At 67.7% G+C, this 26,747-nt stretch carries 23 protein-coding genes and 3 tRNA genes; 13 read left to right on the plus strand and 13 right to left on the minus strand.

The features are described 5' to 3' along the window. Window positions 1-569: 569 nt before the first annotated feature. The 3 genes from PV772_RS07325 to PV772_RS07335 all read right to left on the minus strand — a co-directional run bounded on the left by PV772_RS07325 (window position 570) and on the right by PV772_RS07335 (window position 930). Window positions 570-645 (minus strand) — tRNA-Phe (locus PV772_RS07325). Between the two features lie 48 nt (window positions 646-693). Next, a tRNA-Asp gene (locus tag PV772_RS07330) sits at window positions 694-767 on the minus strand. Window positions 768-857: 90 nt separating this feature from the next. Further along, window positions 858-930 (minus strand) — tRNA-Glu (locus tag PV772_RS07335). Between the two features lie 164 nt (window positions 931-1,094). Here PV772_RS07335 and PV772_RS07340 point away from each other — a divergent pair. The 5 genes from PV772_RS07340 (at window position 1,095) to PV772_RS07360 (ending at window position 6,270) form a co-directional block, all read left to right on the plus strand. Further along, window positions 1,095-2,111 (plus strand): PHP domain-containing protein, encoded by a 1,017-nt coding sequence (locus tag PV772_RS07340; RefSeq protein WP_141158340.1) that lies wholly within the window; start codon window positions 1,095-1,097, stop codon window positions 2,109-2,111. Window positions 2,112-2,296: 185 nt separating this feature from the next. Further along, a complete protein-coding gene (locus PV772_RS07345; protein ID WP_347885802.1) occupies window positions 2,297-3,223 on the plus strand; it encodes a DMT family transporter in 927 nt (308 codons plus the stop codon). A gap of 9 nt (window positions 3,224-3,232) precedes the next feature. Then, a complete protein-coding gene (locus PV772_RS07350) occupies window positions 3,233-3,661 on the plus strand; it encodes a metallopeptidase family protein (protein ID WP_347885769.1) in 429 nt (142 codons plus the stop codon). Window positions 3,662-3,671: 10 nt separating this feature from the next. Continuing rightward, window positions 3,672-4,592 carry a cation diffusion facilitator family transporter gene (locus PV772_RS07355; RefSeq protein ID WP_141183180.1) on the plus strand — a complete coding sequence of 307 codons (921 nt, stop codon included), beginning with the start codon at window positions 3,672-3,674 and terminating at the stop codon, window positions 4,590-4,592. Window positions 4,593-4,776: 184 nt separating this feature from the next. Next, entirely contained in the window at window positions 4,777-6,270 is a 1,494-nt protein-coding gene (locus tag PV772_RS07360) for a C40 family peptidase (protein WP_141158343.1), read from the plus strand. A 45-nt stretch (window positions 6,271-6,315) separates the two neighbouring features. Here the strand turns inward: PV772_RS07360 and PV772_RS07365 are convergent, their stop codons facing one another. From PV772_RS07365 to PV772_RS07385, 5 genes are read right to left on the minus strand one after another with little or no spacing between them, the layout of a single operon-like run. Further along, a complete protein-coding gene (locus tag PV772_RS07365; RefSeq protein ID WP_141158344.1) occupies window positions 6,316-7,200 on the minus strand; it encodes an ABC transporter permease in 885 nt (294 codons plus the stop codon). Beyond that, complete coding sequence (locus PV772_RS07370) at window positions 7,190-8,212, minus strand: ATP-binding cassette domain-containing protein (protein WP_246839787.1); 1,023 nt, start codon at window positions 8,210-8,212, stop codon at window positions 7,190-7,192. Before PV772_RS07370 ends, PV772_RS07365 begins: the two co-directional genes overlap by 11 nt. Before the next feature lie 45 nt (window positions 8,213-8,257). After that, window positions 8,258-9,484, minus strand: a complete 1,227-nt coding sequence (locus PV772_RS07375) for a hypothetical protein (protein WP_347885770.1) — start codon at window positions 9,482-9,484, stop codon at window positions 8,258-8,260. 9 nt (window positions 9,485-9,493) lie between these two features. Beyond that, window positions 9,494-12,352 carry a PEP/pyruvate-binding domain-containing protein gene (locus tag PV772_RS07380; RefSeq protein ID WP_347885771.1) on the minus strand — a complete coding sequence of 953 codons (2,859 nt, stop codon included), beginning with the start codon at window positions 12,350-12,352 and terminating at the stop codon, window positions 9,494-9,496. Window positions 12,353-12,391: 39 nt separating this feature from the next. Next, window positions 12,392-13,432 carry a universal stress protein gene (locus PV772_RS07385; RefSeq protein ID WP_141158346.1) on the minus strand — a complete coding sequence of 347 codons (1,041 nt, stop codon included), beginning with the start codon at window positions 13,430-13,432 and terminating at the stop codon, window positions 12,392-12,394. A 417-nt stretch (window positions 13,433-13,849) separates the two neighbouring features. On the opposite strand from PV772_RS07385, the gene PV772_RS07390 reads away from it, so the two are divergent. Beyond that, window positions 13,850-14,509, plus strand: coding sequence for an FAD-dependent monooxygenase (locus tag PV772_RS07390; protein ID WP_141158347.1), 660 nt, complete (start codon window positions 13,850-13,852; stop codon window positions 14,507-14,509). A gap of 63 nt (window positions 14,510-14,572) precedes the next feature. On the opposite strand, the gene PV772_RS07395 is transcribed toward PV772_RS07390, so the two are convergent. Beyond that, window positions 14,573-15,184, minus strand: coding sequence for a copper resistance CopC family protein (locus tag PV772_RS07395; protein ID WP_141158348.1), 612 nt, complete (start codon window positions 15,182-15,184; stop codon window positions 14,573-14,575). Between the two features lie 111 nt (window positions 15,185-15,295). Here PV772_RS07395 and PV772_RS07400 point away from each other — a divergent pair, with 111 nt between their 5' ends. Further along, a complete protein-coding gene (locus PV772_RS07400; RefSeq protein ID WP_307360244.1) occupies window positions 15,296-16,738 on the plus strand; it encodes an NCS2 family permease in 1,443 nt (480 codons plus the stop codon). Between the two features lie 79 nt (window positions 16,739-16,817). On the opposite strand, the gene PV772_RS07405 is transcribed toward PV772_RS07400, so the two are convergent. Then, a complete protein-coding gene (locus tag PV772_RS07405) occupies window positions 16,818-18,122 on the minus strand; it encodes a cation:proton antiporter (protein WP_307360241.1) in 1,305 nt (434 codons plus the stop codon). Window positions 18,123-18,320: 198 nt separating this feature from the next. On the opposite strand from PV772_RS07405, the gene hutG reads away from it, so the two are divergent. Then, window positions 18,321-19,313, plus strand: a complete 993-nt coding sequence (gene hutG, locus PV772_RS07410) for a formimidoylglutamase (RefSeq protein WP_347885772.1) — start codon at window positions 18,321-18,323, stop codon at window positions 19,311-19,313. Window positions 19,314-19,349: 36 nt separating this feature from the next. Here the strand turns inward: hutG and PV772_RS07415 are convergent, their stop codons facing one another. Continuing rightward, window positions 19,350-20,015, minus strand: a complete 666-nt coding sequence (locus tag PV772_RS07415; protein WP_141158352.1) for a response regulator — start codon at window positions 20,013-20,015, stop codon at window positions 19,350-19,352. Further along, window positions 20,012-21,592 carry a sensor histidine kinase gene (locus PV772_RS07420; RefSeq protein ID WP_141183525.1) on the minus strand — a complete coding sequence of 527 codons (1,581 nt, stop codon included), beginning with the start codon at window positions 21,590-21,592 and terminating at the stop codon, window positions 20,012-20,014. Before PV772_RS07420 ends, PV772_RS07415 begins: the two co-directional genes overlap by 4 nt. Window positions 21,593-21,901: 309 nt before the next feature. On the opposite strand from PV772_RS07420, the gene PV772_RS07425 reads away from it, so the two are divergent. The 4 genes from PV772_RS07425 to PV772_RS07440 are packed head-to-tail and all read left to right on the plus strand — an operon-like array spanning window position 21,902 to window position 25,395. Next, window positions 21,902-22,912: a tripartite tricarboxylate transporter substrate-binding protein gene (locus tag PV772_RS07425; protein WP_347885773.1), complete on the plus strand. Its 1,011-nt coding sequence runs from the start codon at window positions 21,902-21,904 to the stop codon at window positions 22,910-22,912. Beyond that, window positions 22,909-23,412 carry a tripartite tricarboxylate transporter TctB family protein gene (locus PV772_RS07430; RefSeq protein ID WP_141158354.1) on the plus strand — a complete coding sequence of 168 codons (504 nt, stop codon included), beginning with the start codon at window positions 22,909-22,911 and terminating at the stop codon, window positions 23,410-23,412. The genes PV772_RS07425 and PV772_RS07430 overlap by 4 nt, the downstream gene beginning before the upstream one ends. Then, window positions 23,413-24,951: a tripartite tricarboxylate transporter permease gene (locus PV772_RS07435; RefSeq protein ID WP_141158355.1), complete on the plus strand. Its 1,539-nt coding sequence runs from the start codon at window positions 23,413-23,415 to the stop codon at window positions 24,949-24,951. Between the two features lie 51 nt (window positions 24,952-25,002). Continuing rightward, complete coding sequence (locus PV772_RS07440; protein WP_141183171.1) at window positions 25,003-25,395, plus strand: universal stress protein; 393 nt, start codon at window positions 25,003-25,005, stop codon at window positions 25,393-25,395. Here the strand turns inward: PV772_RS07440 and PV772_RS07445 are convergent. Further along, window positions 25,392-26,273, minus strand: coding sequence for a fumarylacetoacetate hydrolase family protein (locus PV772_RS07445; RefSeq protein WP_347885774.1), 882 nt, complete (start codon window positions 26,271-26,273; stop codon window positions 25,392-25,394). The two genes, PV772_RS07440 and PV772_RS07445, sit on opposite strands and share 4 nt — an antisense overlap. A gap of 204 nt (window positions 26,274-26,477) precedes the next feature. Here PV772_RS07445 and PV772_RS07450 point away from each other — a divergent pair, with 204 nt between their 5' ends. After that, window positions 26,478-26,735 (plus strand): hypothetical protein, encoded by a 258-nt coding sequence (locus tag PV772_RS07450; RefSeq protein ID WP_141183169.1) that lies wholly within the window; start codon window positions 26,478-26,480, stop codon window positions 26,733-26,735. Window positions 26,736-26,747 lie beyond the last annotated feature (12 nt).

The raw sequence follows: 26,747 nt of genomic DNA on the forward strand, positions 1-26,747 counted from the left end.
GGAGTTGTGACATTTCGTGGAAGGCGGGCGTGTGCCCATGATCCCGAAACAAACCGCGGCCCCGGCGACACCTCAGGCGTCATCGGGGACGCCGTTGTGCTGCGGGTGGAGGCAGGCCTGGGTAGGGCCTGGCCGGCCGATGGAAAGCATGCTGTCCTCCGGCCGCGCTCCACCGTAGACGGGGTGGAACGGACAGTTCAAACCCTGTTTCACACGCCAAAACGGGTTACCGGCGAGTAGAGTGCAAGCGCTTACATCAGCCAATGCGCGCGCGTGCCATATCCGTTTGGCGCAGGTCAAATGTTTCAAAAGTCAGACAAATAATTTTCCCAGGCCGGACGGAATGTTGTCTGCGCCACACAGTGCGGGACCCGCCGCTGTCCCGTTTACGGGACCAACGCATATACCCGCACCAGCTCCGAAGCTTGTGCGCGTACCACGACCCTCAGCGTCGCGATCCGCGAACAAGGTAGAGGGGTATGCGACCAAGCTGGAGGGTTATGGGGCCCGGAAACCGGATGAGCCTTAAAGCAGAAAAGCACCAGTTCCGAAGAACTGATGCTTCCCAGTGGTGGCTCCGACCGGCGTCGATCCGGTGACCTTTCGATTTTCAGTCGAACGCTCTACCAACTGAGCTACAGAGCCTAGGTGACTAGTCACCATGACAGCCGGAATTTCTTCCAACAATCAGAGCGACCCTGACGGGACTTGAACCCGCGACCTCCGCCGTGACAGGGCGGCGCGCTAACCAACTGCGCTACAGGGCCTTGCGTTTCTTGCTTTGCAGTATCTCTACCGCTTTTTTCAAGGCTTCCAGCCTACCAGACTTTTTTAGCCTGCTTGACCAGTTCCTTGCGTACCCCCAACGGGATTCGAACCCGTGCCGCCGCCGTGAAAGGGCGGTGTCCTAGGCCGCTAGACGATGGGGGCCAGAACCCGTTCGGAACAAAATAAAAGGCGTCAAGCGGGGCTTTCCGTCTTTGTCCTCTGCGTTTCTCCGAACTGGACTCTAAAACTATAGGGGCTAACCCGGAATATTCCAAAATCGGCGGAAAACCCCGCCGTTTGGGCCCTGGACGGGTCAAGATGGACGGATGGATGCCGTCGATGCGCTCAACGAGATCGCTTTTTGGCTGGAGCGCGGACGCGCGGCCACGTTCAAGGTCCAGGCCTTCCGGAAGGCAGCCGCCGCCATCAGCGCGCTCGGCCCGGAGGAAGTGGCAGCGCGGGCCCGGAACGGGCGGCTCAAATCCACGAAGGGGATCGGGGACCGGACCTTCACGGTGATCCGGCAGGCGGTGGACGGCCAGGTCCCCGAGTATCTGGCAGACCTTCGGGAGAAGGGCGCCGAGCCGCTTGCATCCGGCGGTGCAGAGATCGGCAGGGCCCTGCGCGGGGACCTTCACAGCCACAGTGAGTGGTCCGACGGCGGCTCCCCCATCGAGCTGATGGTGGCGGCCGCGGAGGTGCTGGGCAGGGAGTATGTGGCCCTGACAGACCACTCCCCCAACCTCACCATCGCCAACGGCCTCTCGCCCGAACGCCTGCGGGACCAGCTGGACGTGGTGGCGGGCATCAACGGCAAGGACGGACCCACCCGGCTCCTGGCCGGCATCGAGGTGGACATCCTGGAATCCGGCGAGCTGGACCAGGAACCGGAACTGCTGGACAGGCTGGACATCGTGGTGGCCAGCGTCCATTCAAAACTCCGGGCAGACCGGAAGACCATGACGGCGAGGATGCTCGGGGGCGTTACGGCCCCGCAGACCAACGTCCTGGGCCACTGCACCGGCCGGCTGGTGGAAGGCTCGCGCGGGACCAGGCCGCCGTCGGAATTCGATGCCAAGGAAGTGTTTGCCGCCTGCGCAGAGCACAGCGTCGCCGTGGAGATCAATTCCCGTCCCGAGCGGCAGGACCCGCCGGATGCCCTGATCCAGCTGGCCCTGGAAGCCGGGTGCCTGTTCTCGATTGACAGCGATGCCCACGCCCCCGGCCAGCTGGATTTCCTGCAGTACGGTGCCGAACGGGCGGCCCGCAACAACGTTCCGGCAGACCGGATCATTACCACGTGGCCGGTGGACAAGCTGCTCGCCTGGGCTTCGCGGAGCTAGGCCCTCCTCGGACCGCCAGCGAAGCTGAACCCCGCTACTCGACGGCGTCTGCCAGCTTCTGCCTGGCCCGGGGTCACCCACACGGCCGATTTCCGCCAGTCCGGTGCCTGCAGCAGCCGTACATTTGATTCATGCCTTCCACCAGTCCCGCCCGCCAGCCCCTGGTTTCCCCCGCTGCAGCGCCCATGCCAGTGAAGGCTCTCGGCGTGGCGGCCATGGTGGTTACCGTGGTGCTGTGGGCCTCCGCGTTCGTCGGCATCCGCGCTATCGGGCCGCACTTCTCCCCCGGATCCCTGACGCTCGGCAGGCTGGCGGTCGCCGCCGTCGTCCTCGCTTTCCTGGTGGTGCCGCAACTGCTCAGGAGCCGGATGCTGCCCAGGGGGCGCGAATGGCTGCCCATCCTCGCCTATGGCGTGATGTGGTTCGGCGGCTACAACGTAGCCCTGAACGCCGCCGAACACATCCTTGACGCCGGCACCAGCGCCCTGCTGATCAACGTCAACCCGATCCTGGTGGCCATCCTGGCCGGCATCTTCCTCAAAGAGGGTTTTCCCCGCTGGCTGCTCATCGGCAGCACGGTGGCGTTCACGGGAGTTGCACTGATCGCCCTGGGTTCCGGACAGCCGCGCAGCGCCGGGGAAAGTTCGACGACGGACCTGGCGGGCGTGGCGCTTTGCCTCCTTGCAGCGGTGCTCGCCGCAGTCAGCGTCATCATCCAGAAGCCGGTGGTGCGGAAGTTCCCGGCGGCGCAGGCAACCTGGTTCGGCATCATCGTTGGCGCGGTGTGCTGCCTGCCTTTCGCCGGGCAACTGGCGTCCGAAGTCCGGGCCGCCCCTCCGGAGGCCACCTGGGCGCTGGTGTACCTTGGCGTGTTTCCCACTGCAATCGCCTTCACAACCTGGGCATACGCGCTCTCGCTGGTGGAAGCCGGGAAACTGGCTGCCACGACCTACCTGGTGCCCGGGACCACGGTGCTCATCTCCTGGCTGCTGCTCGGGGAGATCCCCACAGCCTGGGGACTGGTGGGCGGGCTGGTCTGCCTGGTGGGAGTGGGACTGACCCGGCGCAGGACGCGCCCCTCCCGCATCGGGACGGGCCGGGCGGCGGGCTAGAGTCGGGGTATGCCAGCCAGCCTTCCGCCGGGACTGCCCATCATTCCCGAAGGGCCGCATGAACCGTCAGGTTTCACCATGTCTTCTGACGAATTCGAAGCAGCCGTCCAGGATGCCCTGGACAGCATTCCGGACCGGCTGGCCCGGGCCATGGATAACGTGGCAGTCTTCATCGACGACGATTACGTGCCGGGCCCAGGGGAAGACCCGGACACCGTGCTGCTGGGGCTGTACGAAGGCGTCCCCTTGACCGAACGCGATTCATGGTGGGACGCCGGCTCGCTCCCGGACCGGATCACCATCTTCCGCGAACCCATCCTGAAAATCTGCGCCTCCCGGGACGAGGTGATCCACGAAGTGGCCGTCACCGTGGTCCATGAGATCGCCCACCACTTTGGGATTTCCGATGACCGGCTGCACGAGCTGGGCTGGGGCTAGCCTTGTAGGCATGGGACACGACCACAACCACGGCCACGGGATCACTGCCACCGGGCGGCACCGGAAACGGCTGGTGGCGGTCCTGGGGATCACGCTCGGCGTTGTGGTCATCCAGATCGTCGGCGCGGCCCTGTCCGGGTCGCTGTCCCTGCTGGCGGACGCAGGGCATATGCTCTCCGACGCGGCCGGTGTCACCATCGCCCTGCTTGCCGCCTGGATCGCCGGCCGCCCGGCGAGCGACCAGCGGACTTACGGCTACCAGCGGGCAGAGGTGCTCGCGGCGTTGGCGAATGCGCTGATCCTGATCGTGATCTCCGTGGTGATTTTCACGGAGGCCATTCGCCGGTTTGGCGCACCCCCCGAGGTGCAGACGGACATCATGCTGTTCGCCGCAATCCTCGGCGCCGTGGCAAACCTGGTATCGCTGCTGGTCCTGCGTGGTGGGCAGGAGGAGAGCCTGAACATCCGCGGCGCCTACTTGGAGGTGCTGGGCGACCTCCTGGGCTCGGTGGCCGTCATCATCGCCGCCATAGTGATCCTGGCCACCGGCTTCCAGGCAGCAGACACCATCGCATCCGTCCTTATCGCGCTGATGATCCTCCCCCGCGCCTGGAGCCTGCTGCGCGACGTGGTGGACGTCCTGCTGGAGGCCAGCCCGAAGGGAGTGGAAGTCCAGATGATCCGCGAGCACATCCTGTCGGTAGCCGGTGTGACCGACGTCCACGACATCCACATCTGGACCATCACCTCCGGCGTCCCCGTCTTCTCAGCGCACGTGGTGGTGGAGGATGGGGTGCTGAACGCCCGGGGCGCCGACCAGTTGCTGGACAAGCTCATCACCTGCCTGGGCTCCCACTTCGATACCGACCACTGCACCTTCCAGCTGGAGCCCGCCAGCCACTCAGAACACGAGGAACACCAGCACGCCTGACCCCGACACACCGTGGTGAATTCCGTGGAGAATGACATCTTTGTGGTTTATGTTATTCATGTGACTGCTGTTGCCAATGTGCATATCGTCACGTAACCTCGGACTGCTGGCGAGCAGCTGAGGGGCACCGTCGTGCCGCATCCAGAACCTCACTCCCAGCCTTACCGTTGCGAGGTCTCTGCAGATGGCTATACCCGGATCCGGCCGCAGGACCGCTGCGCTGTGCGCCGCCGTCGTACTCTTTGCCTCTGTGGCCCCGCCCGCGCTGGCGGCGCCGGCACCATCCGCACTTACGGTCCGTCCCGCATCACCGGAGATCCCGTCCCCGGAGGACATCGCCGCCGCAAAGGCAAGTGAGTCCGCGACGGCAGACCAGGTCACGGCGATCGAGCGGATTCTGGCGGATGCGTCAACTGCCCAGCAGGCGGCGTTCGCGGTGGCCATGCAGGCCAACAATTCCTACAGTGAAGCGCTCGTGGAACTGCAGCAGCGGACTGAAGCGGCTTCCGTTGCCGCCGCCAAAGCATCGTCCGCCCGCGACCAGCAGGACAGGACCCGGAAGCAGGTGGGGCAGCTCGCCGGCGACCTGTACCGCAACGGCGGCTTGAACCCCACCCTCGGAACCCTGGCCAGCGGCAGCGACAGCCTCCAGCAGGCCGCCACCCTTGAGGCCCTATCCGCCAGCCGCAGCCGCGCGTTCGAAGCCGCGGACAGCGCAGCCACCGCCTACCAGTCCCTGACCGCAGCCGCGGATGATGCCACCAAGGCTGCTGACGACGCCGCCAAGACCGCCGAGCAACGGAGGTCCCAGGCGGAGCAGGCCAACGCCGCGCAGGCAAAGGCAGTCGCCGATGCCAAGGCACAGAGGACCGTCCTGGTGGACCAGCTGGCCCAGCTCCGCAACACCACAGTGGCGCTCGAATCCGCGCGGGTGGATGCCCTTGACCGGCAGCGCGAAGAGGCACGCCTTGCTGCTTTGTCCGCTGCCGCCGACAAAGCAGCGGCCGATAAAGCAGCACAGGACAAGGCAGCCAACGACCAAGCCGGCCGCCAGGACGGTGCAGGACAGAACGGCGGCGGACAGGTGGCTGCCCCTGCGGCTCCCGCTCCCGCCGCGCCAGCCCCGGCAGCCCCCGCGCCGGCGGCACCGGCCCCCGTTGCAGCAGCACCTGCCCCTGCCGCCCCGGCACCTGCCCCGGCCGCCCCGGCACCCGCTGCTCCGGCCCCTGCTCCGGTTGCCCCGGCACCCGCACCTGCCCCCGCCGCACCGGCCCCTGCCCCCGCGCCTGCGCCTCCCGCCGGCTCGGGCACGTACGAGGCAGCGATCTCCGTCGCCTTGGGCAAGGTGGGCGCACCGTACTTCTATCAATGGGGTGGCACGGGGCCGTATGGTTTCGACTGCTCGGGCCTGGTGCAGAATGCCTTCGCCGCGGCCGGTACGTACCTTCCGCGCACCGCGTCCCAGCAGTACGCGGCAGCCCCCGTCCACGTTCCGATTTCGCAGGCCCGCCGGGGTGACCTGCTGGTCTGGGGTTCCGCCCCGAACTTCTACCACGTGGCCATCTACCTGGGGAACGGCCGAGTGGTCCAGGCGCTGAACCCCCAGGAGGGCATCACCGTTTCCACGATCAGTTCGATGGTGGGCATGGACCTGTATCCGTACGCGGCCCGCTACTGAGCTGCTACCTGGGGCTGCATCTCCTGAAGGCTCCGGCCGCCGTCGTCAGCTCAGAATGTCCTTGGTGACGAACCTGCCATACGCGAGCGCCCCGAACACCGCCACGTAGCCGGCCTGGAGCAGGGCGTTGCTGCCGAACGAGTCCCACACCAGTGGCTGGCGCAGCATGTCGGCGAAACCCAGCCAGTAATGGCTGAAGAGCCACGGGTGCAGCCACTCCAGCTGGGGAAGCTGGTCCAGGACCTCGGACACCACAGACACCACCACCGTGGCGGCCATGGCCCCCACCGGAACAACGGTCAGCGTGGACAGGAACAGCCCGATTGCCGAGAGCCCGGCAAGGGACAGAGCCAGGTAGGCGGCGATCAGCAGTATCCGCAGGAAGGCTTCGCCAGGCTGCACTACCCCTCCGGAGAGCAGGGTCACCGGGCCTACGGGGAACAACGCAGCCCCAATGGCCGCACCTGCCAGGCCAACGGTCAACGGAGCCGCGATGCAGAAGGCCAGTGCCCCCGCGTACTTCACCAGGAGGAGCCTCACCCGCCCGGCCGGCGCCACCAGCAGGTACCGGAGGGTGCCCAGGTTGGCCTCTCCGGCGATCGTATCGCCGGCCACCACCCCCACCGCGAGCGGCATGAACAGCGGGACCGAGACCAGCATGGCGGTGAAAGCCACAAACAGGCCGTTCTGGGTGATCCGGTCGAGGAATGCAGGGCCCCGCCCCGGCGGGACCCTGGAGGAAACCTTCACGGCCACGGCAATGAGTACGGGGATGGCGGCGAGCGCCAGGAGCAAGGCCCAGGTCCGCCGCCGCCCGAAAAGGACCTTGAACTCCGACCCCAACAGGGACAGCCCGGAACTGCGCGGCACTGCGGCCGGCCGGGCTGTTCCGGCAGCCTCCGGAAGATCCGCGGGAACACTACTGGGCAACGTCGAATCCTTCCCCGGTCAGGGCAACAAAGCGGTCCTCAAGGCTTTCACGTTCGACGGCGAAGCCCCGGACACGGACCCCCGCGTGGACCAGGCGCACCACGACGTCCTCCGGCAGCACGGCCGGTTGCAGGCTCGCATCCAACGCCGCAACGATGGTCTCCCCGTCCGGCTGGGTGCGCCGTGGTTCCGGCCCCTGCGGGCCTGGACGGCCCGAACGTGCAGGCTCCGCCTCGGCGTCCCCCAGCCCGGGCACCAGCCCCAGCCCCGCCAGGATCTGCCGCGCCGCACCGCCGTCGGGTGTTACCAGCCGCAGGCGCGTGCTTCCGGCCTGGCGCAGCTCGGCCAGCGGCCCCTGCGCCACGAGCTTGCCGGCGCTCATGACCGCAGCGTGGGTGCACATCTGGTCCACCTCGGCCAGAAGATGGCTGGAGACAAAGACAGTGGTGCCCTGGTGCGCCAGCGAGCGCACCAGGTTGCGGACTTCGCGGGTCCCCTGCGGATCCAGGCCGTTGGTGGGCTCGTCCAGGACCAGGAGGTCCCGGGGCGAGAGCAGTGCGTTGGCGATGCCCAGCCGCTGCTTCATGCCCAGGGAGTACGCATGCACGCGCTTCCCTGCGGCGTGTTCCAGGCCTACACGCTGCAGGGCCTGCTGCACGCGGGCCCTGCGCGTGGCAGGCACAGTGTGCGGGCTGGCGGAATCGAGCCGGTGGAGGTTGGCGGCGCCGGACAAAAAGGGGTAGAACGCGGGGCCCTCCACCAGGGCGCCGACGCGCGGCAACACCTCGTGGAGTTTGTCCGGCATCTCCTGGCCCAGCAGCGTCACGGTGCCTGCAGACGCGGCAGCCAGTCCCAGCAGCATCCGGATGGTGGTGGTCTTCCCGGACCCGTTGGGCCCCAGGAATCCGAAGACCGTCCCGTGCGGGACAGCCAGGTCCACGTGGTCGACGGCGGCCTGCTGGCCAAAGTGCTTGCTGAGGCCCCGGGTCTCAATCGCCAGCCCCGAAGTCACCTGGCCTGCTCCGGCCCGGCCGCCACTCCCCCGTCCGTCCAACGCCTACCGCGCTGCTGCTGCGGCCTGCAGCCCCTCGGGCGGCACCATTCCAGCGAATATCCGGCCGTCGTCGGTCACCAGGATGTTCAGCAGCGCGGTGGAGAGCAGCCGGCCGCCGGGTACGGCGATGGCGGCCTGGGACAGCAACGGGTCCTGGAGCAGTGGTTCGGCCGCCGCAGCCGAGCCAGCCGACGTTCCCACCACCGTCTCCCAGCCGGTACCGGTGACGGCAACATTCCCCTTGGCGCCGCCGTGCATGGCACCCGGGCCATGGGCATCGGCAGGATCATGGGACTTTGCGGGATCATGGGGATTCTCCGGGACCGGGATCTCCTTCACCGTGCTGCCCGGGGGCGGGCTGAAGCTGAAGACTGACGGGTCCGGCGCGTCGAGCGAGAGGCTGGTGAACCCGGAAGCGAACGCAGGCTTGTCGGCGCCGCGAGCGGTCACCTGGACGGACAAAGTCATCCCGCTCTCACCGTCGACGGCGATGGCCACCTTGCCCACCAAGGTCCCGTCCGTGCGGGGCTCAAGCAGCAGGTTGTAGGCGGCACGCCCCGCAACGGATACATCGGGGCCAACGGAAACGGCGGTACTCGGGTCCACCTTCGACAGGAACTGCTGGGCCAGTTCAGCGGGAGTGTGCATGCCGGGTGACCCGTGCGGGTCGTTTGGAGGCGCGGGGTCCGTTGTGGGGGCAGGGCCCTGGGCGCGCTGGGGCAGGGCCAGATGGGCTGCCGTGTTGTCCTTTGAGGAGTAGAACCAGACATCGTTTCCGTGGCGAACCACGTCCCGTTCGGCCAGTTGGTCCATCACCTGTACACGGGCGTTGTCTTTGCCGTCCACGTAGATATGCGCGGTGTGGTTGCCCGTCAGGAGCTCAATCACCGAAGCGACACTGCCGGCGGACGCAGGACCGGACGCGGAACCGGATGGTTTCCCGGCGGCCGGAAGTTCCGGCAGCCCCAGGTCGGCCGACTGTTCCACCGTGCCCGAGAATGTGCCCCCTCGGTGGCTGGCGGCCAGCTCGAGGACCTGGGCGGGCGTCTTGGCGGGGAGAGGGTTGCTGGCACCGGCCGGAAGGGACCCGACCAGGGCTGCGGAGGCGATGGCCGCCGGAGCCACGACGGCCGGAAGCCATCGCAGCCACGCCTTGCGGCCCCTGGTGCTGCTTCGTTGCACGTTGATGTGTTGAGACTGTCCGCTGGAATCCAGCCTGTTGGAGCCCATAAACCAAGACTACGCCCGCGCAGGGGGGTCTGTGCCCCTGGGGACGGGTCCATTCCGGGGGTTGCCGGGGTGTTCCGGCACGATGGTTCCTGCGGCGCCGTCGACCGTTATTCTTTGGCCCGTGCTGATCAGGCCGGTGGCGTCCGGCACTCCGACCACCGCGGGAATACCGTATTCCCTCGCAACGACGGCGCCGTGGGAGTTGGCCCCGCCCATCTCCATCACCAGTCCTCCCGCCGTCAGGAACAGCGGTGTCCAGCCCGGGTCCGTGGACGGGGCAACCAGGATCTCGCCGGGTTCCAGGCGCGCCCCGACAGGATCCAGGATGACCCGTGCCGCAGCGGTCACCGTCCCGGCCGAGGCCGGGCTGCCGGCCAGGGTCCCGTTTGGCACGGCTCCGTTTCCTGCGGGTCCGACGGCGGTACGAACCGCTTCGGGTTCCGTGCCGTCCGAGAGCAGGACCCGGGGGATGTGCCGGCGCCTGAGCTCCACGGCATAGTCCTGGCGCCGCGCCGCCACGAGGGTCTGCATGTCCCGGACGGCAGCTCCGCTGTTCCCGGCTGTTCCGGCCAAGGCCTGCCGGGTCTCGGCGAAGTCCAGGAAGAATACGTCGTCGGGCCTTTCCACCGTTCCCGCCTGCGCCAGTTCGTTGCCCACCAGGAGCAGTTGGCGGCGGACTTCCCCGAGGGCCAGCACCAGCTGGTACTTTGGCAGCTCGCGCAGGCCGGCGAACAGCCGTGCCCTGCGGAGCGCGGCACGCACCAGCCGTCCCCGGATCTTGCCGCGTGCGGATGCCCTGGCCACAAGCCGTGCCACCTGCGCCTCGGCGGCCTCGGCGGCCTTGCTGAACTGGGCGTCTGGCGCCAGGGCCGGGTTGTCCAGCCGCAGGTAGTTGGCAAGGATTCCCAGGATGTGTGCCGGCTCCTCCGACCACCGCGGGAGTCCGACGTCGATTTCGCCCACGGCCCGGTGGCCGTACCTGTCCAGGAACCTTGCCAGGCCGGTGTCCAGGCGCGCCGGCAGTCGGCCGGCCTGGAAGGCTGCAGCCAGGGCTGCGGGGTCGCCGTCCATCAGGGCGGTACGTGATTCGGCGTCCTCCTGGATTGCCTGTGCCAGGTGCCACAGCTCCAGGTCCATTTCCGTGGTGACGTTGTTGGGCAGGCCGCGGATCACGGGCTGCAGCTCGGCCCAGGCATCCCCGCCCAGCAGCCTGCCGGCAACACCCAGCATCGCAAAGCCAAGGGCGGGAAGGGGAAGGATCGCCGGAACGATCCGGAACAGGCGTGAGCCCACCAGCTCCTCGGCATGGTCAAGGCGTGCCAGTGCGGCCGCGTCCTCACCGGGAGCCAGGGAAGCGTCGAACTCCTGGATAAAACGGTCCAACCGGCGGAAGGCCGCGCTGGGACGGAACAACGCACGGAGGAAGTTGGCGGGAACCTCTGCCCGGACGGCCGCGGGCACGACGTGCCGCAGCAGCCCGAAAGGCGTCCTGGTGGTCACCGAAAAGGCGGGGTCTGCGAACAGTTGCCGCATGACCGTTGCCGTCCGGGCTTCCATGATGTCGAAGACGCGGGGAACGAGGCGGCGGCCCACGCTGCTGCGGATGGGCGTGGTGAAGTCGATGTAGATCCGCTGCCCCGCCTCGGCGTACGGGGACGGTCCTCCCCGGGGGTCGGGAACGGGGAACCCGGCAACGGTGGCCACCGATGAGGCGATCAGCCGGACGGCCGCAAGGCCCATCGGAGTAAGAGGCCGGGTGAGTCCCTGCGCGAGGCTGAAGCAGAGGTACGCCCTGGTCCCGCCGGCGGTGGAACCCGGCGGAACCCGGCCGGCGGCACCATTACTCCGGGGGACGGGATAGAGCGTGGTGATGGGCCTCGATTGGGTCAGCCATTGGGCGCCCCCACCGTCCACGGCCCATTCGGTGTCCTGCGGGGCACCAAAATGTTCCCCTGCCCGCAACCCCAGCCGCACCAGGCCGGCCACTTCCCGGTCCGTCAGGCAGGCGGCACCCCGGCGGCCCGGCACCTCTCGCAGCTCAGTCCCGCCGCCGGCGGCCGGACGTATCTCAACGGTCTTGTCGCCGGGTTTGCTTTCCAGCACCCTCCCGGTCAGGGCGTCCACCACGAAGTGGTCCGGGTTGACCGCGCCGGAGACCACGGCCTCGCCGAGGCCCGGGCTGGCGTCGATCACCACCTGCCGGCGGCTGCCGGTGACCGGGTTCGCCGTAAACATCACGCCCGCAGTCTCCGCGCCCACCATCCGCTGGACCACCACCGCGAGCGCCACGGTGGCCGGGTGGATCCCGAGGCTTGCCCGGTAGGCAGTTGCACGGTCGGTCCACAGCGATGCCCAGCACCGCCGGACGGCATCCAGCACCGCGGCGGTGCCCACCACGTTCAGGTAGGTGTCCTGCTGGCCGGCAAAGCTGGCGAAAGGCAGGTCTTCCGCCGTGGCGGACGACCTTACTGCCACCGGGACGTCGGGACCCAAGGCGGTGTAGGCCAGCTCCACCGCCTGGGCAACTCCTGCGGGAATGGGAGCCGCCAGGATTGCTGCGCGGGCGGTTCCGGCGAGTTCTGCCACATCGGGTGACGCCCCGCCGGCCCCCGCCCCATCCCCATCCCCATCCCCAAGCGCGGCGTACACCCCGGCCAGCGGCGGAAGCAATGCATCGGTGGCGCCTATAGCCTGCCGGTATGCAGCGGTGGTGAGGCAAAACCCCTCCGGAACCGGCAGCCCGGCCGACAACAGCTCTCCAAGGTTCGCAGCCTTGCCACCCACCAGCGCCAGCATTCCGGCGTTGAGCTGGGCCAGGTCAAGCACCAGCCCGCCGGACCCGTCATCGGTTGGGGTGCGCTGCGTCATGTCCGTGGTCTTCCGCTGGCTGCCCGGTAAAGTCGCCGTCTACGCGGCGTCGCCCAGGATGGGGCCGAACCGTCCACGGTCCGCCAGGCGCGGGTCCTCCCGGTCCGGGACAGCCATGACTGGGCCCTTCGCATGGTGGAGCACGCCGTCCGACGTCGAGCCCAGCAGCATTCCGGTGAAGCCGCCGTGGCCGCGGGTACCCACCACCACCAGCTCAACGTGCCGGCTTTCCTCAACGAGCACGTCCACCGGCGAGCCGTCCTTCAATTCGTACTCTGCCTGCAGCCTGGGGTAGTGGCTGCGGAGCCACGCCATGCCGGCTTCCAGGGTGACGCGGATATCGTCGAAGAGGGCTTTGCGGTCCATGGGCGCGGGAACCCAGGCCAGCGAGCCGCTGTACTGGGGAACGGCGCAGACCACGCGGAGGGAGGCCCCGAGCCGCTCGGCCTGGTCGGCTGCTTCAAGGACGGCGACGCGGGCCTGCTCGGAGCCGTCCACACCAACCACCACCACATTCTCAACCGTGCGGTGGCCGGACTTGGCCTGTTCAGCCTTGACGCGGCGGTCCTCCGTGGACTCCCCAAGCCGGTCCGAGCAGAACAAGGGGACCGTCACGGTAGGGCACTTCGCGTGGGCGGGCAGGGCACTGCTGACGGAACCAAGGAGCCGCCCTACGAAGCCGCCGCGGCCGCGGGTTCCCACCACCAGGAGTTCAGCGGTTTCGGAGATCTCCAGCAGGACGCCTGCGGCGTCGCCGTTCTCCACCGAGGAAGTGACATCGACGTCGTACGCGGCAACCTTTTCCAGTGCCTGCCGGAGAATCGCCTCGGCACCCTCGCGGATCACGGAGTCGTCCACGGTGGCGTAACCCCCGTCCAGGCCGGATGCGGCGAAGATCGGTACGGAGTAGGCGGTGACGATATGGAGGGGGCGCCGGCGGCGCTGGGCTTCGCGAGCGGCCCACACCAGGGCGCACTGGCCATGGTCCGATCCGTCGACGCCGACCACGATGCCCCGCGGGGCGGAAGGTGTACCGCCACCGTCCCGGGCCGGGTCCGGATGCAACTCTCGTGAGCCCATGGGGGCCGCCTCCTCGCGATACGCCTGATGTTGCGGCTATTCTGCCAGAAAACGGGCCGCTTCCTGCGCACCCGGCACAACACCGGCGCGGGCAGGAACAGGACCGCTCCTGCTCCCCACTATTCTCCGTCCCCCAGTGCTTAGCAAGCCTGTTCAGGGGCATGTGGGCGAAGTTATCCACAGGGTTTCGGATGGCTTCCGGAAAGCGCCTTCGCAGGGCGGAAATGTTTTCTCCACTGGGCTATCCACGGCCGCGTTTTGTCTGTAGTCTTCAGGACATTGTTGGTCCGGGACGCCAACCGCATTTTCCTGCCAGGACGGTCCCGGACCATGCGCTGCGGCCGTACTTGGGGGTAACGGAACGCGCGCCGGCGAGGACGCCGGCACCTGCCGAAGCTCCAAAGGAGGGAAACTGTAGTGTCAAGCACGCCTGGGAACGCCGGGACCGAACAGACCACCACTGTCGTCATTGGCACTGGCCTGTCCGGGCTGGCCGTGGCCGCCGAACTGCGCCGCCATGGGGTGGACTCCATCGTGGTGGACGGCCTCGACATCCTGGGCCAGGCGCAGCCTGCGAACACTACTTCACTGCAACGGTGCGACGCAGCGGACAGCGATACCCTCCGGGAACGCAACGAGATCCTGCGCCACCTGCGCAACTACGCCGCGAGCCACAGTGTGGATGTCCGGAACACCACGCGGGCGGTCCAGCTGACCATGCTGGAAACTCCGGACCAGGTGGCGCCCCAGTGGCAGGTACACACCCCCACGGGCATCCTGGTGGCTGACCATATTGTGCTCACCCGCTGCGCACACAGCCAGTTGCGGCGCATGCTCAGCGATTTCGGCATTGCCGTGGGCCGCAACGTGGCAGCCGCCATGCGGGCCATTGGCATCTACCTGGTGGGGGTGGGCGAACTCATCACGCCATCACCCAAGGAAGTGCTGCGCCAGGCTAAAACCGTGGGCCAGGCCATCTCCGCCAAGGTCAACCCCGACAGCGGACTGGCGGCCGGCGGGCAGCCCTCCCGGGGTGCCCTGCCGGCCGCCGGCGGCTTTGCGGTACTCACCTGCTGAGGGTCCGCCGGCCGGGTGCGCGGCAGGAACCAACGGCCCGGAGCGGGTGGGACTGCTCCCGTCCTACTCGGCGTCTCCGTCACCGGTGAGCCTGCGCCTGGCCATGACGCCGAGCGCTACCAGCAGGCCGACGGCTACCACCGCAAAAATCACGATGCTCCACTGGAACGGCTCGCCCGCGGCCGCAGGCTCCGACTGCTCTTCCGTGGTTCCCGGCTGTGCGGTGCCCATGCCGGGGACCGTACCGGCCGCCGTCGAACTTCCACCGGTGGACGCGCCTGGCGGTGCGGCGCCGGACGCCGCAGAAAAAGTGAAGGTTCCCTCGATGGGGTGTGAGTCCGAGCTGACCACGCGCCACGCCACCGTGTACGTTCCCGCCGGGCCGCCCGGGCGCAGCTTTTGGGTGGCCACGTTGTCCACGATCTGCACGGAGCCGTCAGACCATTCGGTTCCGCCGGCATCCTTGACGGAGAAGGACGACCCGATGCCCAGCGGCTTGCTGCTGAACGTCACCGAAACCTCGGCGGGCGGAGCAGCCAGTGCCGCCCCCTGCGCCGGGCTGGTGGATTCAGCGGCATCATGGGCGGAGGCCGGGGCGGCCAGGCCCAGTGCAGCGGCTGCCAAGATAAACACACCGAGCACCATGCTCAGCAACTGGCGGGGGACTTGGCGCATGGTGGGGCTGCTCCTCGTGTTGGCTTCCTTACAGACTAGGCGAAATTGCCTGCCCCCTCCCCGCCGCTCCCTTAGGATGCAGGTATCCCCACACACTTCCCCGGAGGACTAATGCTTAAGCAAGGCTCTGCCCTGGACCGGTATTTCAGGGTCACCGAGCGCGGCTCCAACCTTTCCCGCGAGATCCGCGGCGGGTTCGCCACGTTCTTCGCCATGAGCTACATCGTGGTGCTGAACCCCCTCATCCTGTCCGGCGCGGACTCCAACGGCACCACCCTGGGCTTCACCGCCGTCGCCGCCGTAACCGCACTGGTGGCCGGCGTCCTCACCATCCTCATGGGGGCCTGGGGACGGCATCCCTTCGCCCTGGCCACCGGCCTTGGCGTCAACGCCTTCGTGGCTGTCACCGTGGCCACCAACCCCGGCCTCACCTGGCCGGACATGATGGGCCTGGTGGTCCTGTCCGGCGTGACCATGCTGATCCTGGTCCTGACCGGCTTCCGCACCGCCGTTTTCAAAGCCGTTCCGGACGGACTCAAAACGGCCATCGTGGTGGGCATCGGCCTGTTCATCGCCCTGATCGGCCTGGTCAACGCCGGGTTTGTGCGGCGCATCCCGGACGTTGCGGGAACCACCGTCCCAGTGGGCCTGGGCTTCGAAGGCAAACTCCTGGGCTGGCCTACCGCCGTGTTCGTGTTCGGCCTGATCCTGACCATCGCCCTGGTGGTGCGCAAGGTCAAGGGCGCCATCCTGATCGGCATCATCACCTCCACCGTGCTGTCCGTCATCCTTGAGATGACCCTGCACATCGGCCCCAGCTTCGACGGCAAGAACTTCAACCCGCAGGGCTGGTCCCTGGTTGCCCCGGCATTTTCCGGCTGGGCTGCCCCGGACCTGTCGCTGATCGGCAAGGCCAACCCGTTCGGCGCCTTCGAGCACCTTGGCTTCGTGGCAGCCACCCTGCTGGCCTTCGTCATCCTGCTCAGCATCTTCTTCGACGCCATGGGCACCATGGTGGGCCTGGCCAACGAAGCCGGCACGGTGGACGAGCACGGCAACATTCCCGACGTCGACCGTGTGCTCCAGGTGGACGCCCTCGGCGCCATCATCGGCGGCGGCGCCTCCGTCTCCTCCAACCAGATCTACGTGGAAGCCGGCGCAGGCATCGGCGAGGGCGCCCGCACGGGCGTGGCGTCCATCGTCACCGGCCTGCTGTTCCTGGTGGCCATGTTCTTCACTCCGCTGATCAACCTGGTCCCGTTCGAGGCCGTGGCCCCGGCGCTGGTGGTGGTGGGCTTCATGATGGTCTCCCAGGTGGGCAAGATCGACTGGCAGGACTGGGGCATCGCCATCCCCGCGTTCCTCACCTTCACCCTGATGCCCTTCACCTACTCCATCGCCAACGGTCTGGGCGCAGGTTTCATTGCCTACGTCCTGATCCGCACCGTCCAAGGCAGGATCAAGGACATCCATCCGCTGATGTGGGCCGTGGCCGCAGCGTTCGCGCTGTTCTTCGCCATCGGCCCCATCGAGGCGGCCCTGGGGATGAAGTAACCTCTGTCCCGGGAAAGGGCTGGTGCGGCGTCCGCCGCACCAGCCCTTTCGCTTTACCCGGGTTTCCCGGGCCGTGCGCCTACACCGGGGTGTTGGGGGCGAGCCCCTCGTCGCCGGACACCGCCAGCGCCTTCCGCTGCCGCAGCCGGTCCAGCCGGTTCATCAGGGGCGAGGTGGTGGCTCCGTGGATCACGATGGAGAGGGCCACCACCAGCCCGACAAAAGACCAGAGCCAGCGTCCCTGGCCGGTGAAGTGTCCTTCCCCCAACGCAAAGGCCAGGTAGTACAGGGAGCCGATTCCGCGGATGCCGAAGAATGACAGTGCCACGCGTTCCCGCGGACCGGTCTTGCCTCCCAGCAGGCCCAGCCAGCCTGCCAGCGGCCGGACCACCAGCAGGAAGGCAAGGGCCACCAGCAGTTCCGGCAGCCCGATACCTGCCAGCAGCCCCCGGGCGATGGCACCGCCGAGCAGGACCAGGATCACCACCGTCAGGAGCCGCTCCAGCTGTTCCACGTAGGAGTGCAGCACCCGGTGGTAGCCGTTGGTGCGTTCTGCGGCGCGGATGGTCACGGCACACACAAACACCGCAATGAACCCGTAGCCCTCCACCATCTGCGTCAGCCCGTAGGCCAGGAACGTCGCGGCCAAGGCCACAAAGCCCTCCGAGTGGTTGGACAGCCTGAAGCTCTCCGCGCGGGCGGAGAAGAACAGCCTGGCGAGCAGCTTTCCGGTGAGGAACCCCACCACCAGCCCGACAGCCAGCCGCCACACCACGTCCAGTCCGAACCATTCGCCGAACCAGCCTGCGGGGTCCGCCCCGGCAACGCTGATGGCAATGGCAAGGTAGACGAACGGAAACGCCAGCCCGTCATTGAGTCCGGCCTCCGACGTCAAGCCGAACCGGACCTCGTCCTCTTTGTCGGTGTGGTCGTCCTGGTCGGCAGGCTCACCCACCTGCACTTCCGAGGCCAGGACAGGGTCCGTGGGGGCCAGGCTGGCGGCCACCAGCAGGGCCGCGCCGAGCCCCAGGCCCAGGAGCCACATCCCCAGCAGGGTCAGCCCGAGGATGCACAGCGGCATGGCAATACCCAGGAGGCGCCACGTTGTGGACCACCGCCGGCGTCCAACGGGGCGGTCCAGGGCAAGCCCGGCGCCCATTAGCGAGATGATCACGCACACCTCGGCAAGGTGCATGACAAAGTCGCTGTGCTCCACCGGGTTGGGACTTGGCAGCGAGGGGATCAGCGCGAAGGCTGCCATCCCGGCGCCCAGGAAGACCATGGGCATGGACAGCGGCATGTTGCGCAGCAGCTTGGGCAGGACCGCCGCGACGAAGACGGCCACGCCGGCCGCGGCAAAAAGGATGTCGGGGGCTTCAAACATGGGCTCTCCAGCCTGGAAGTGTTTCGTTGCCGGCCCGCAGCCATTGCCTGCGCCTGCGGAGCGGCCCGGTCCCACCCTATCCCCCGTACCCACGGCGGGACGTTCCACGGATGTCCGGCGCCTCCTGATTCTCGGATTCCGGACAGGACGACGGCGGGCGTGCTGGCTTTCGCGCCCGGCGTGCGGTGAGCTTGGAGCATGTCCCTCCAGCTTCCCTCCGTCGACGTCCCGCCCCAGCCCTGGACCGGCAGGTTCGACGGCGATGGGCCGGCCCACCGCCGCTGGTGGCAGGCGGTGAACCACGAGAGTCCGTCGGCGGCCGGCGGGGCTGCAGCGGGACAGGATGAAGAACCGTTGGTGGCATCATCCAGCCGGCAGTCGGTGGCCCTGCTGGGCTTTTCCAGCGATGAGGGGGTGCGCCGCAACAAGGGCAGGCCCGGCGCGGCGGCGGCGCCGGCGGCGCTGCGGAAAGCACTGGGTCCGCTGGCCTTCCACCTGGACCGTACCGTGGCCGACGCAGGCGATGTGGTGGTGTCCGGGGAAGACCTCGAGGTGGGCCAGGAACGGCTCGGCCAGGTTCTGGCGGAACTGCTGGATGCCGGCCACCAAACCGTGGTGCTGGGCGGCGGACACGAAACCGCCTATGCCAGCTACCTCGGCCTCAGCGCATCATCCGCGGTCCACAGCGGGCAGCGCCTCGGGGTCCTGAACCTGGATGCGCACTTCGATCTCCGCGAGGAGCCCGTGGCCAGCTCCGGCACGCCGTTCCTGCAGATGGCCCGCGCGGAAGCGGACGCCGGACGCGAATTCCGCTACGCCGTCGCCGGCATCTCGGAGCCGAACAACACCCGGGTCCTGTTCGACACCGCGGACAAACTGGGGGTCCGGTACCTGCTGGATGAGGACTGCGACGCGGACCGGACCCGGGACTTCGTGGCGGGCTTCCTGGCCGACATTGACGTGCTGTACCTGACCATCGACCTTGACGTGCTGCCCGCCGCGGTGGCACCCGGGGTCAGTGCGCCCGCAGCCTACGGTGTCGAGCTACCCGTCATTTCGGCCGTCTGCCGGCAGGTGGCCCGGAGCGGGAAGCTGCTGCACCTGGACGTGGCGGAGCTGAATCCCGCGTTCGACATTGACGGCCGGACGGCCAGGACCGCCGCCCGGCTGATTGACACGCTGCTGCGCTGAGGGCTGGTCCCCCGGTGGCGTTCCGGCGGGGTCCCGTCAGGCCTTCAGGACGTACCGCCGTTCGGGCCGTCCCACCCCGTATTTGAGCCGCACGTCCAGCGTTCCTTCATCGTGCAGGTACTCAAGGTAGCGGCGGGCGCTGACACGGGAGGTTCCAAGTTCCTCGGCCACTTCCGCCGCCGACACGTCGCCGGTGGCGGCGTTCAACGCTGCCTCCACCAGCTTCAGCGTCTCTATGCTGCAGCCCTTTGGCAGCGGCCGTTCGGCGCGGTCCAGGCCGAACACCCGATTCACATCCGACTGTTCGGCCACGTCCTTGGACGCATCCAGGCCCTGGTACGCATTCCGGTAGTGCTCCAGCCGCTCCTGCAGGTCCGTTTGCGAAAAGGGTTTGATCAGGTAATGGACAATGCCGCCGCGCAGCGCTTTACGGACGGTCTCAACCTCGCGTGCGGCACTGATGACCAGCACGTCCAGCTCCGGAGCGACAGCGCGGAGGCGTTGCATCAGGTCCAGGCCGTTGATATCCGGCAGGTGGATGTCCAGCAGCACCAGGTCCGGCTGGAGCCGCCCGGTTTCCGCGACGGCCTGCGCCCCGGTATGGGCGGCCCCCACCACGGTGAAGCCGGGCGTGCGCTGGATGAAGCCGGCATGCACCTTGGCAACCATGAAATCGTCATCGACGATCAAAACCTTGATCACGGCCGGCTACTCCCTCGTTTCAGCACAGCGGTAAAGACTGCACCATTATCGTTCGCCACCGTCAGGTTCCCGCCGCTGCGGCGGCACACGGCCCGCGACAACGCCAATCCGAAGCCGCGGCTGCCGGCCGGGCCGGGGTCCTTCGTGGTGAAGCCCTGGCGGAAGATCCGGTCAGTGGCACCCCCGGGGACACCGGGACCGTTATCGCGGACAGTCACCACCACGTCTCCCGCCCCGTTGCCCTCCACCAGCACCCTGACGGCTGCCTGCGGAAGTCCGGTGACGGCGTCGAACGCATTGTCCACCAGGTTCCCCACCACGGTGGTGAGGTCCCGGGACAGCCCGTCATCGACGCTGTCCAGCACGGAGTCCGGGTCCAGCTGCAGGGCCGCGCCCCGTTCGGTGGCGAGGCTCGACTTCGCGATCAGCAGGGCGGCGAGCGCGGGGTCCTTGATGCGGGCCGACACTTCGTCGTTGAGCCGGGTCCGGTCCACGGTGGCGCCGTTGACGAACTGGACCACGGAATCATACTCGCCGATCTGGATCAGGCCGGAGATGACGTGGAGCTGGTTGGCGAACTCGTGCGCCTGGGCGCGGAGGGTGTCCGTGGCGGTGCGGGTGGTGCCAAGCTCATGCTCCAGTTCGGAGAGCTCGGTCCGGTCGCGCAGGGTTGTCACCGAGCCGATCACCCGGCCGCGGGACTGGAACGGTACCCGGTTCATCACCACCAGCCGGTCCCCCACCAGCACCAACTGGTCGGGCCCGGGCTGCTCGCGGGTGAGGACTTCCTTGAGGGCGGGTTCGACGGCGAGCGCCGCCACGCGCTTGCCCACGCAGTCAGGCGGGAGGCCCAGCAGGGCACGCGCGCTGTGGTTGGCCACGGTGATCCGCTCATGCAGGTCCAGCGCCACGACGCCCTCCTTGAGGCCGTGCAGCATGGCCTCGCGGTTTTCCACCAGGCTGGTGATCTCACTGGGCTCCATGCCGAGGGTTTGCCGCTTTACCCGGCGCGACAGCAAAAAGGACCCGGCGATGCCCAGGACACTCGCCACGCCCAGGTAGGTCAGGAGGTTGGGCACGGCGTCGCCCAGGCGTTCGAGCACCGTTGGATAGTTGCGGCTGATGGAGGCAATCCCGATCATGCGCCCAGTGTCATCCAGGACGGGGACGTGCGCGGACAGCAGCGGCGCAGGGGTCCCGCCCACCACTCCCGTCCAGGCACGGCCCTCCATGACCCTGCTGGCACCAAGCTCCAGCGGCAGGCCCAGCAGGCTGGGATCCGAGGACGCCACCACCGTGCGGTCGATACGTGCCAGCGCCACCCGGGATGAGCCGGAAACGATCCTGACGGACTCCGCCACCGCCGGCAGTACTGCCCCGCCGCGCGGTTCCGTCTCCGGCAGGAGCTCACGCACCACGGGGTTGCCGCCCAAGGCTTCCGCTGCGGACAGGGCGCGCCGGCCCTCAATCCGTTCGAAGGCCGCCGCGGACTGCGCCAGGGAGATGGCCACGACGCCCACCAGCACGGCCAGGACGATGAGCAACTGCAGCAGCAGGTACTGCCCCGCAAGGGACATTCCTCGTCGTCGAGTCACAATGGTCTTCCTGGTATGTGCGGGCAGGGGAACCGGAGGCCGGCGCCAGTGGCAGGCCGCAGCGCACACAGGATATGGGCGCAGGGCCTGGGGTGGTGTACCGGGAACTATATCCCAAAGGCAGCGGCAGGGCGGCTGTGGGATGCCGGAAACGTGAACGCAATGAACACAACTTTCTCTGCGTACACAAGAGTGATCGGCGTCACTGCCGCCCCTAGCATCGGAACCACAAAGCATCGGAACCACGAGTCAGCCGATGCCGGCCAGATTTGTTCGAGAGAAGAGGAACACATGCGCCAGATCCGCGCATTGCGAGTTGCCGCCGTTGCTGCCGGCATCGCCCTGATGGCCACCGGTTGCGGTGCCACCAGCAAGAGCTCCACGGGCCCGGAAAGCTCCGGCGCCGCCGCGGGACCCATCACCGGCCTGCAGATCATGGTCCCCAACACCCCCGGCGGCGGTTACGACACCACCGCCCGCGCCGCCGCCAAGGTCCTCGACGACGAGAAGATCTCCACCAACACCGAGGTCTTCAACCTCGCCGGTGCCGGCGGCACCGTTGGCCTTGCCCGCATTGTCAACGAGAAGGGCAACGGCGACCTTGCCATGCTCATGGGCCTGGGCGTTGTGGGTGCCAGCTACACCAACAAGTCCGAGTCCAAGCTGACGGACACCACCCCGCTGGCCCGGCTCATCGAAGAGCCCGGCGCCATCATGGTGGGCAAGGATTCGCCCTACAAGACCATCGATGACCTGGTGAAGGCCTGGAAGGCCGATCCCGGTTCCATCGCTGTAGGCGGCGGCTCCTCCCCCGGCGGTCCGGACCACCTGCTGCCCATGCAGCTGGCGGGCGCCGTGGGCATCGACGCCACGAAGGTCAACTTCGTCTCCTACGACGGCGGCGGCGACCTTCTCCCCGCGATCCTTGGCAACAAGCTCGGCTTCGCCGCCTCCGGCGCCGGCGAGTACCTGAAGCAGATCGAATCCGGCGAGGTCCGTGTCCTGGCCACCAGTGGCGAGAAGCGCCTTGACGGCGTGGACGCACCCACGCTCAAGGAATCCAACATCGACCTGGTGTTCACCAACTGGCGCGGCGTGGTGGCCCCTCCGGGAATCAGTGACAAGGACAAGGCGGCACTGATCGCAGCCCTGGAGAAGATGCACGGCACTGCGGGCTGGAAGGAAGCGCTGAAGACCCACAGCTGGACCGACGCCTTCATCACCGGCGACCAGTTCAAAACCTTCCTCAGCGAGCAGGACAAGCGGGTGGCGGATGTCCTGACCAAGCTTGGGTTGGCGTGACGTCGCTGACCACAGGCCTTAAAGGCCGCTCCGAGCTGGGGGTCGCACTCCTGCTCGGGGCGGCCGGCGTCCTGGTCTTCCTTGACGCCAACGGCCTGGCAACCCCGTATTCGAAGTCTGATCCGGTTGGGCCCAAAACCGTCCCGTTCATCGTGGCCGGGATGCTGGTGGTCTGCGCCGTCCTGCTGGCCATCAACGTCCTGCGCGGCGGCAAGGGTGAGGCCGAGGGCGGCGAGGACGTTGACCTGGCGCACCCCGCCGACTGGAAGACCGTCCTGCCGCTGGCCGGAGCCTTCATCCTGAACATCCTGCTCATCGACTGGGCCGGGTGGGTGGTCTCCGGAACGGTCCTGTTCTGGGGCAGCGTCCTTGCCTTGGGCAGCCGCCACTTTGTCCGGGACGGGTTGATCTCCGTTGCCCTGTCCCTGTTGACCTTCTACGGCTTCTACCTCGGCCTGGGCATCGCGCTGCCGGCCGGCCTCCTGGAAGGAATCCTCTAAATGGACGTCTGGTCCTCCCTGATGGACGGTTTCGCCACCGCCCTCACCCCCATGAACTTCCTGTACGCCGTCATCGGCGTCATCCTGGGTACCGCCGTCGGCGTCCTCCCGGGCCTGGGCCCGGCCATGACCGTGGCCCTGCTGCTCCCCGTCACCTACGCCCTGGAACCCACCAGCGCCTTCATCATGTTCGCCGGCATCTACTACGGCGGCATGTACGGCGGCTCCACCACCTCGATCCTGCTCAACACCCCTGGTGAATCGTCGTCGGTGGTCACGGCCATCGAAGGCAACAAGATGGCCAAGGCGGGCCGGGCGGCGCAGGCACTGGCGACGGCGGCAATCGGCTCGTTCGTGGCCGGCACCATTGGCACGGCCCTGCTGGCCGTCTGCGCACCGGTCGTGGTGAAGTTCGCCGTCAGCCTGGGCGCCCCCAGCTACTTCGCCATCATGGTCCTGGCCCTCCTGGCCGTCACCGCCGTGCTCGGCTCGTCCCGGCTGCGCGGATTCGCCTCCCTGGGCCTCGGCCTGGCCATCGGCCTGGTAGGGATGGATTCCGTCACCGGCCAGCGCCGCCTGACGTTCGGCCAGCCGCTCCTTGCGGACGGCCTGGACATCGTGGTGGTGGCCGTGGCCATCTTCGCCGTGGGCGAGGCCCTCTGGGTGGCGGCACACCTGCGCCGCACTCCCCTGCACGCCATCCCGGTGGGCCAGCCCTGGATGGGCAAGTCCGACTGGAAGCGGTCCTGGAAGCCGTGGCTGCGCGGCACCGCCTTCGGCTTCCCGTTCGGCGCCCTGCCGGCCGGTGGCGCAGAGATCCCCACGTTCCTGTCCTACGTGACGGAAAAGCGCCTCAGCAAGCACCCGGAAGAGTTCGGCAAGGGCGCCATTGAAGGCGTGGCCGGTCCGGAAGCAGCCAACAACGCTGCGGCCGCCGGGACGCTGACCCCCATGCTGGCGCTGGGACTGCCCACGAATGCCACGGCAGCCGTGATGCTGGCCGCCTTCACCAGCTACGGGATCCAGCCGGGTCCACAGCTCTTCGAAAGCCAGGGGCCCCTGGTGTGGGCCTTGATCGCCAGCCTGTTCATCGGCAACCTGCTGCTCCTGATCATCAACCTGCCGCTGGCACCGCTGTGGGCCAAGCTGCTGCAGCTGCCACGCCCGTACCTGTACGCGGGCATCCTGTTCTTCGCCACGCTGGGCGCCTACTCGGTCAACCTGCAGGCGTTCGACCTGGTGATCCTGCTGGTCCTGGGCGCACTCGGCTTCATGATGCGGCGCTTCGGGCTTCCCGTGCTGCCGCTGATCCTGGGCGTGATCCTGGGCCCGCGGATCGAAGGGCAGCTCCGCAAGACCCTGCAGCTGAGCGCAGGCGACCCGGCAGGGCTTATGGGTGAGCCGATCGCCGTCGGCATCTATGTCATTATTGGCCTCATCCTGCTCTGGCCCTTTGCCTACAAGGTGTACCGCCGCAACCGTCCGGAGCGCAGGCCGCTGCTCCCGGCCAACTCGGGTGCAGCGGATTACAGTGACTAAGCAGCCGCACCAAAGCCATCCACGCACATCGAGCAGAAGCAAGGAGACACCATGACGGTCGTTGTGGGATACGTCCCGACCCCCGAGGGCGAAGCTGCCCTGACCCAGGCCATCACCGAAGCCCGGAAGAGCAACAGCACCCTGGTGCTGATCAACTCCTCCAAGGGCGAGACCACGGTGGACACCCGCTTCGCCCAGGACCGGGACATCCAGGACATCGAGCAGCGGCTGGCCAGCCAGGGGATCCAGTACCTGGTCAAACGTCCGGTCCGCGGCCACGACGCCGCAGCTGAGGTGCTGGATGCCGCCGAGGAACACAACGCCGACCTGATTGTGATCGGCCTGCGCCGCCGCACCCCGGTAGGCAAGCTGATCATGGGAAGCACGTCCCAGCGCATCCTGCTGGAAGCGGACTGCCCTGTCCTGGCCGTAAAGGCGGACTAAGCCGTGGAGGCCGCCCGCGTCCGGAACAGCTCCTGGCGCTGGCGGCCCAGGCCCTCCACCTCTACCTCCACCACGTCGCCGGGCTGGAGATAGGGGAAACGGCCGCTTAAGGCCACCCCCTGCGGAGTTCCGGTGAGGATCACGTCGCCCGGTTCGAGCCGCATGTACTGGCTGCAGTGGTGGATCAGGGTGGGCACATCGAAAATGAGCTCCGCCGACGTTGAGTCCTGCCGCGGCTCACCGTTCACCCAACTGCGCAGCCTCAGGTTGCCGCCGTCGATCTGGTCCGCCGGTACCAGCCACGGACCCAGGGGCGTGGATCCGGGCAGCGATTTGCCTTTGGTCCACTGGCCGGCAGCGCCCGGCAGCTGGTACTCCCTTTCGGAAAAGTCATTGGCAGTGACGTAGCCGGCTACGCAGCCGGCAGCTTCGTCCGGCGAGCCAAGGTAGCTTGCCTCCTTGCCGATCACGATCCCCAGTTCCACCTCCCAGTCGTATTGCGTGGAGCGGGGCGGAAGCGGGGCCGGGTCGAACGGGCCCGTGACGGTGTTGCTCGGCTTGAGGAAGACCACGGGAATGGTGGGCGGCTCCGCTCCCGATTCCGCGGCGTGGGCGGCGTAGTTCATCCCGATGCCGACCACTAAGCCGGGCCGGGCCACGGGGGAACCAATCCGCAGCGCAGCAGCGCCGTCCAGGACCGGCAGCTCCCCTGCTTCGAGCGCCTTCCGGGCCTTTTCCAGGCCGCCGTCAGCAAGGAAGGCACCGTCCACGTCGGCAGTGAGGGGCAGCAGGCTGAAGTACCGGTCAGGGCCTTCCGGGGAGGTAACCAGCACGGCGGGCTGCTCGTGGCCGCTTTCACCCAGGCGCATGATCTTCATACCGTGTTCTCCTCAGCTGTGTCGATGGGATCTCCGGGCCCTCCGGACACCCACTTCCATGGTCCTCGATAAGGACCCGCGTCCGGAACGGAACCTTTTGTGACCGTTTCAGCGGCCGGCCAAAGAGCAGTCATCTGACATATAGCGTCCTCAGTCGGTAGAATGGTGAAGCCACACCGGCACGAAACACAGAAAGTTCGGTACATGACTACAGCCCTCTTGGAGCGCGTTCCCGCCGCCCAGACCGCCGAAGGACCCGCCCCCCGGTCCATCAGCCTGGAGTTTTCCACCGCCGGCGAGGTCCACGCCGGACTGGAAGAGGCGGTGGCAGAACTGATCGAAGTTGCAGCCAAGGACGCTGCCTGCGGAATCCTGGTCACCAGGCTGCACCCCGGACGCTACACGGTGGCCCTGGACGAATCGGTCCCCTTCGGCGAAACCTACGAGTCCATCGCCGCCTGACCAAGACCACAA

Source organism: Pseudarthrobacter sp. CC12, assembly GCF_039907755.1.
Lineage (GTDB): Bacteria > Actinomycetota > Actinomycetes > Actinomycetales > Micrococcaceae > Arthrobacter > Arthrobacter niigatensis.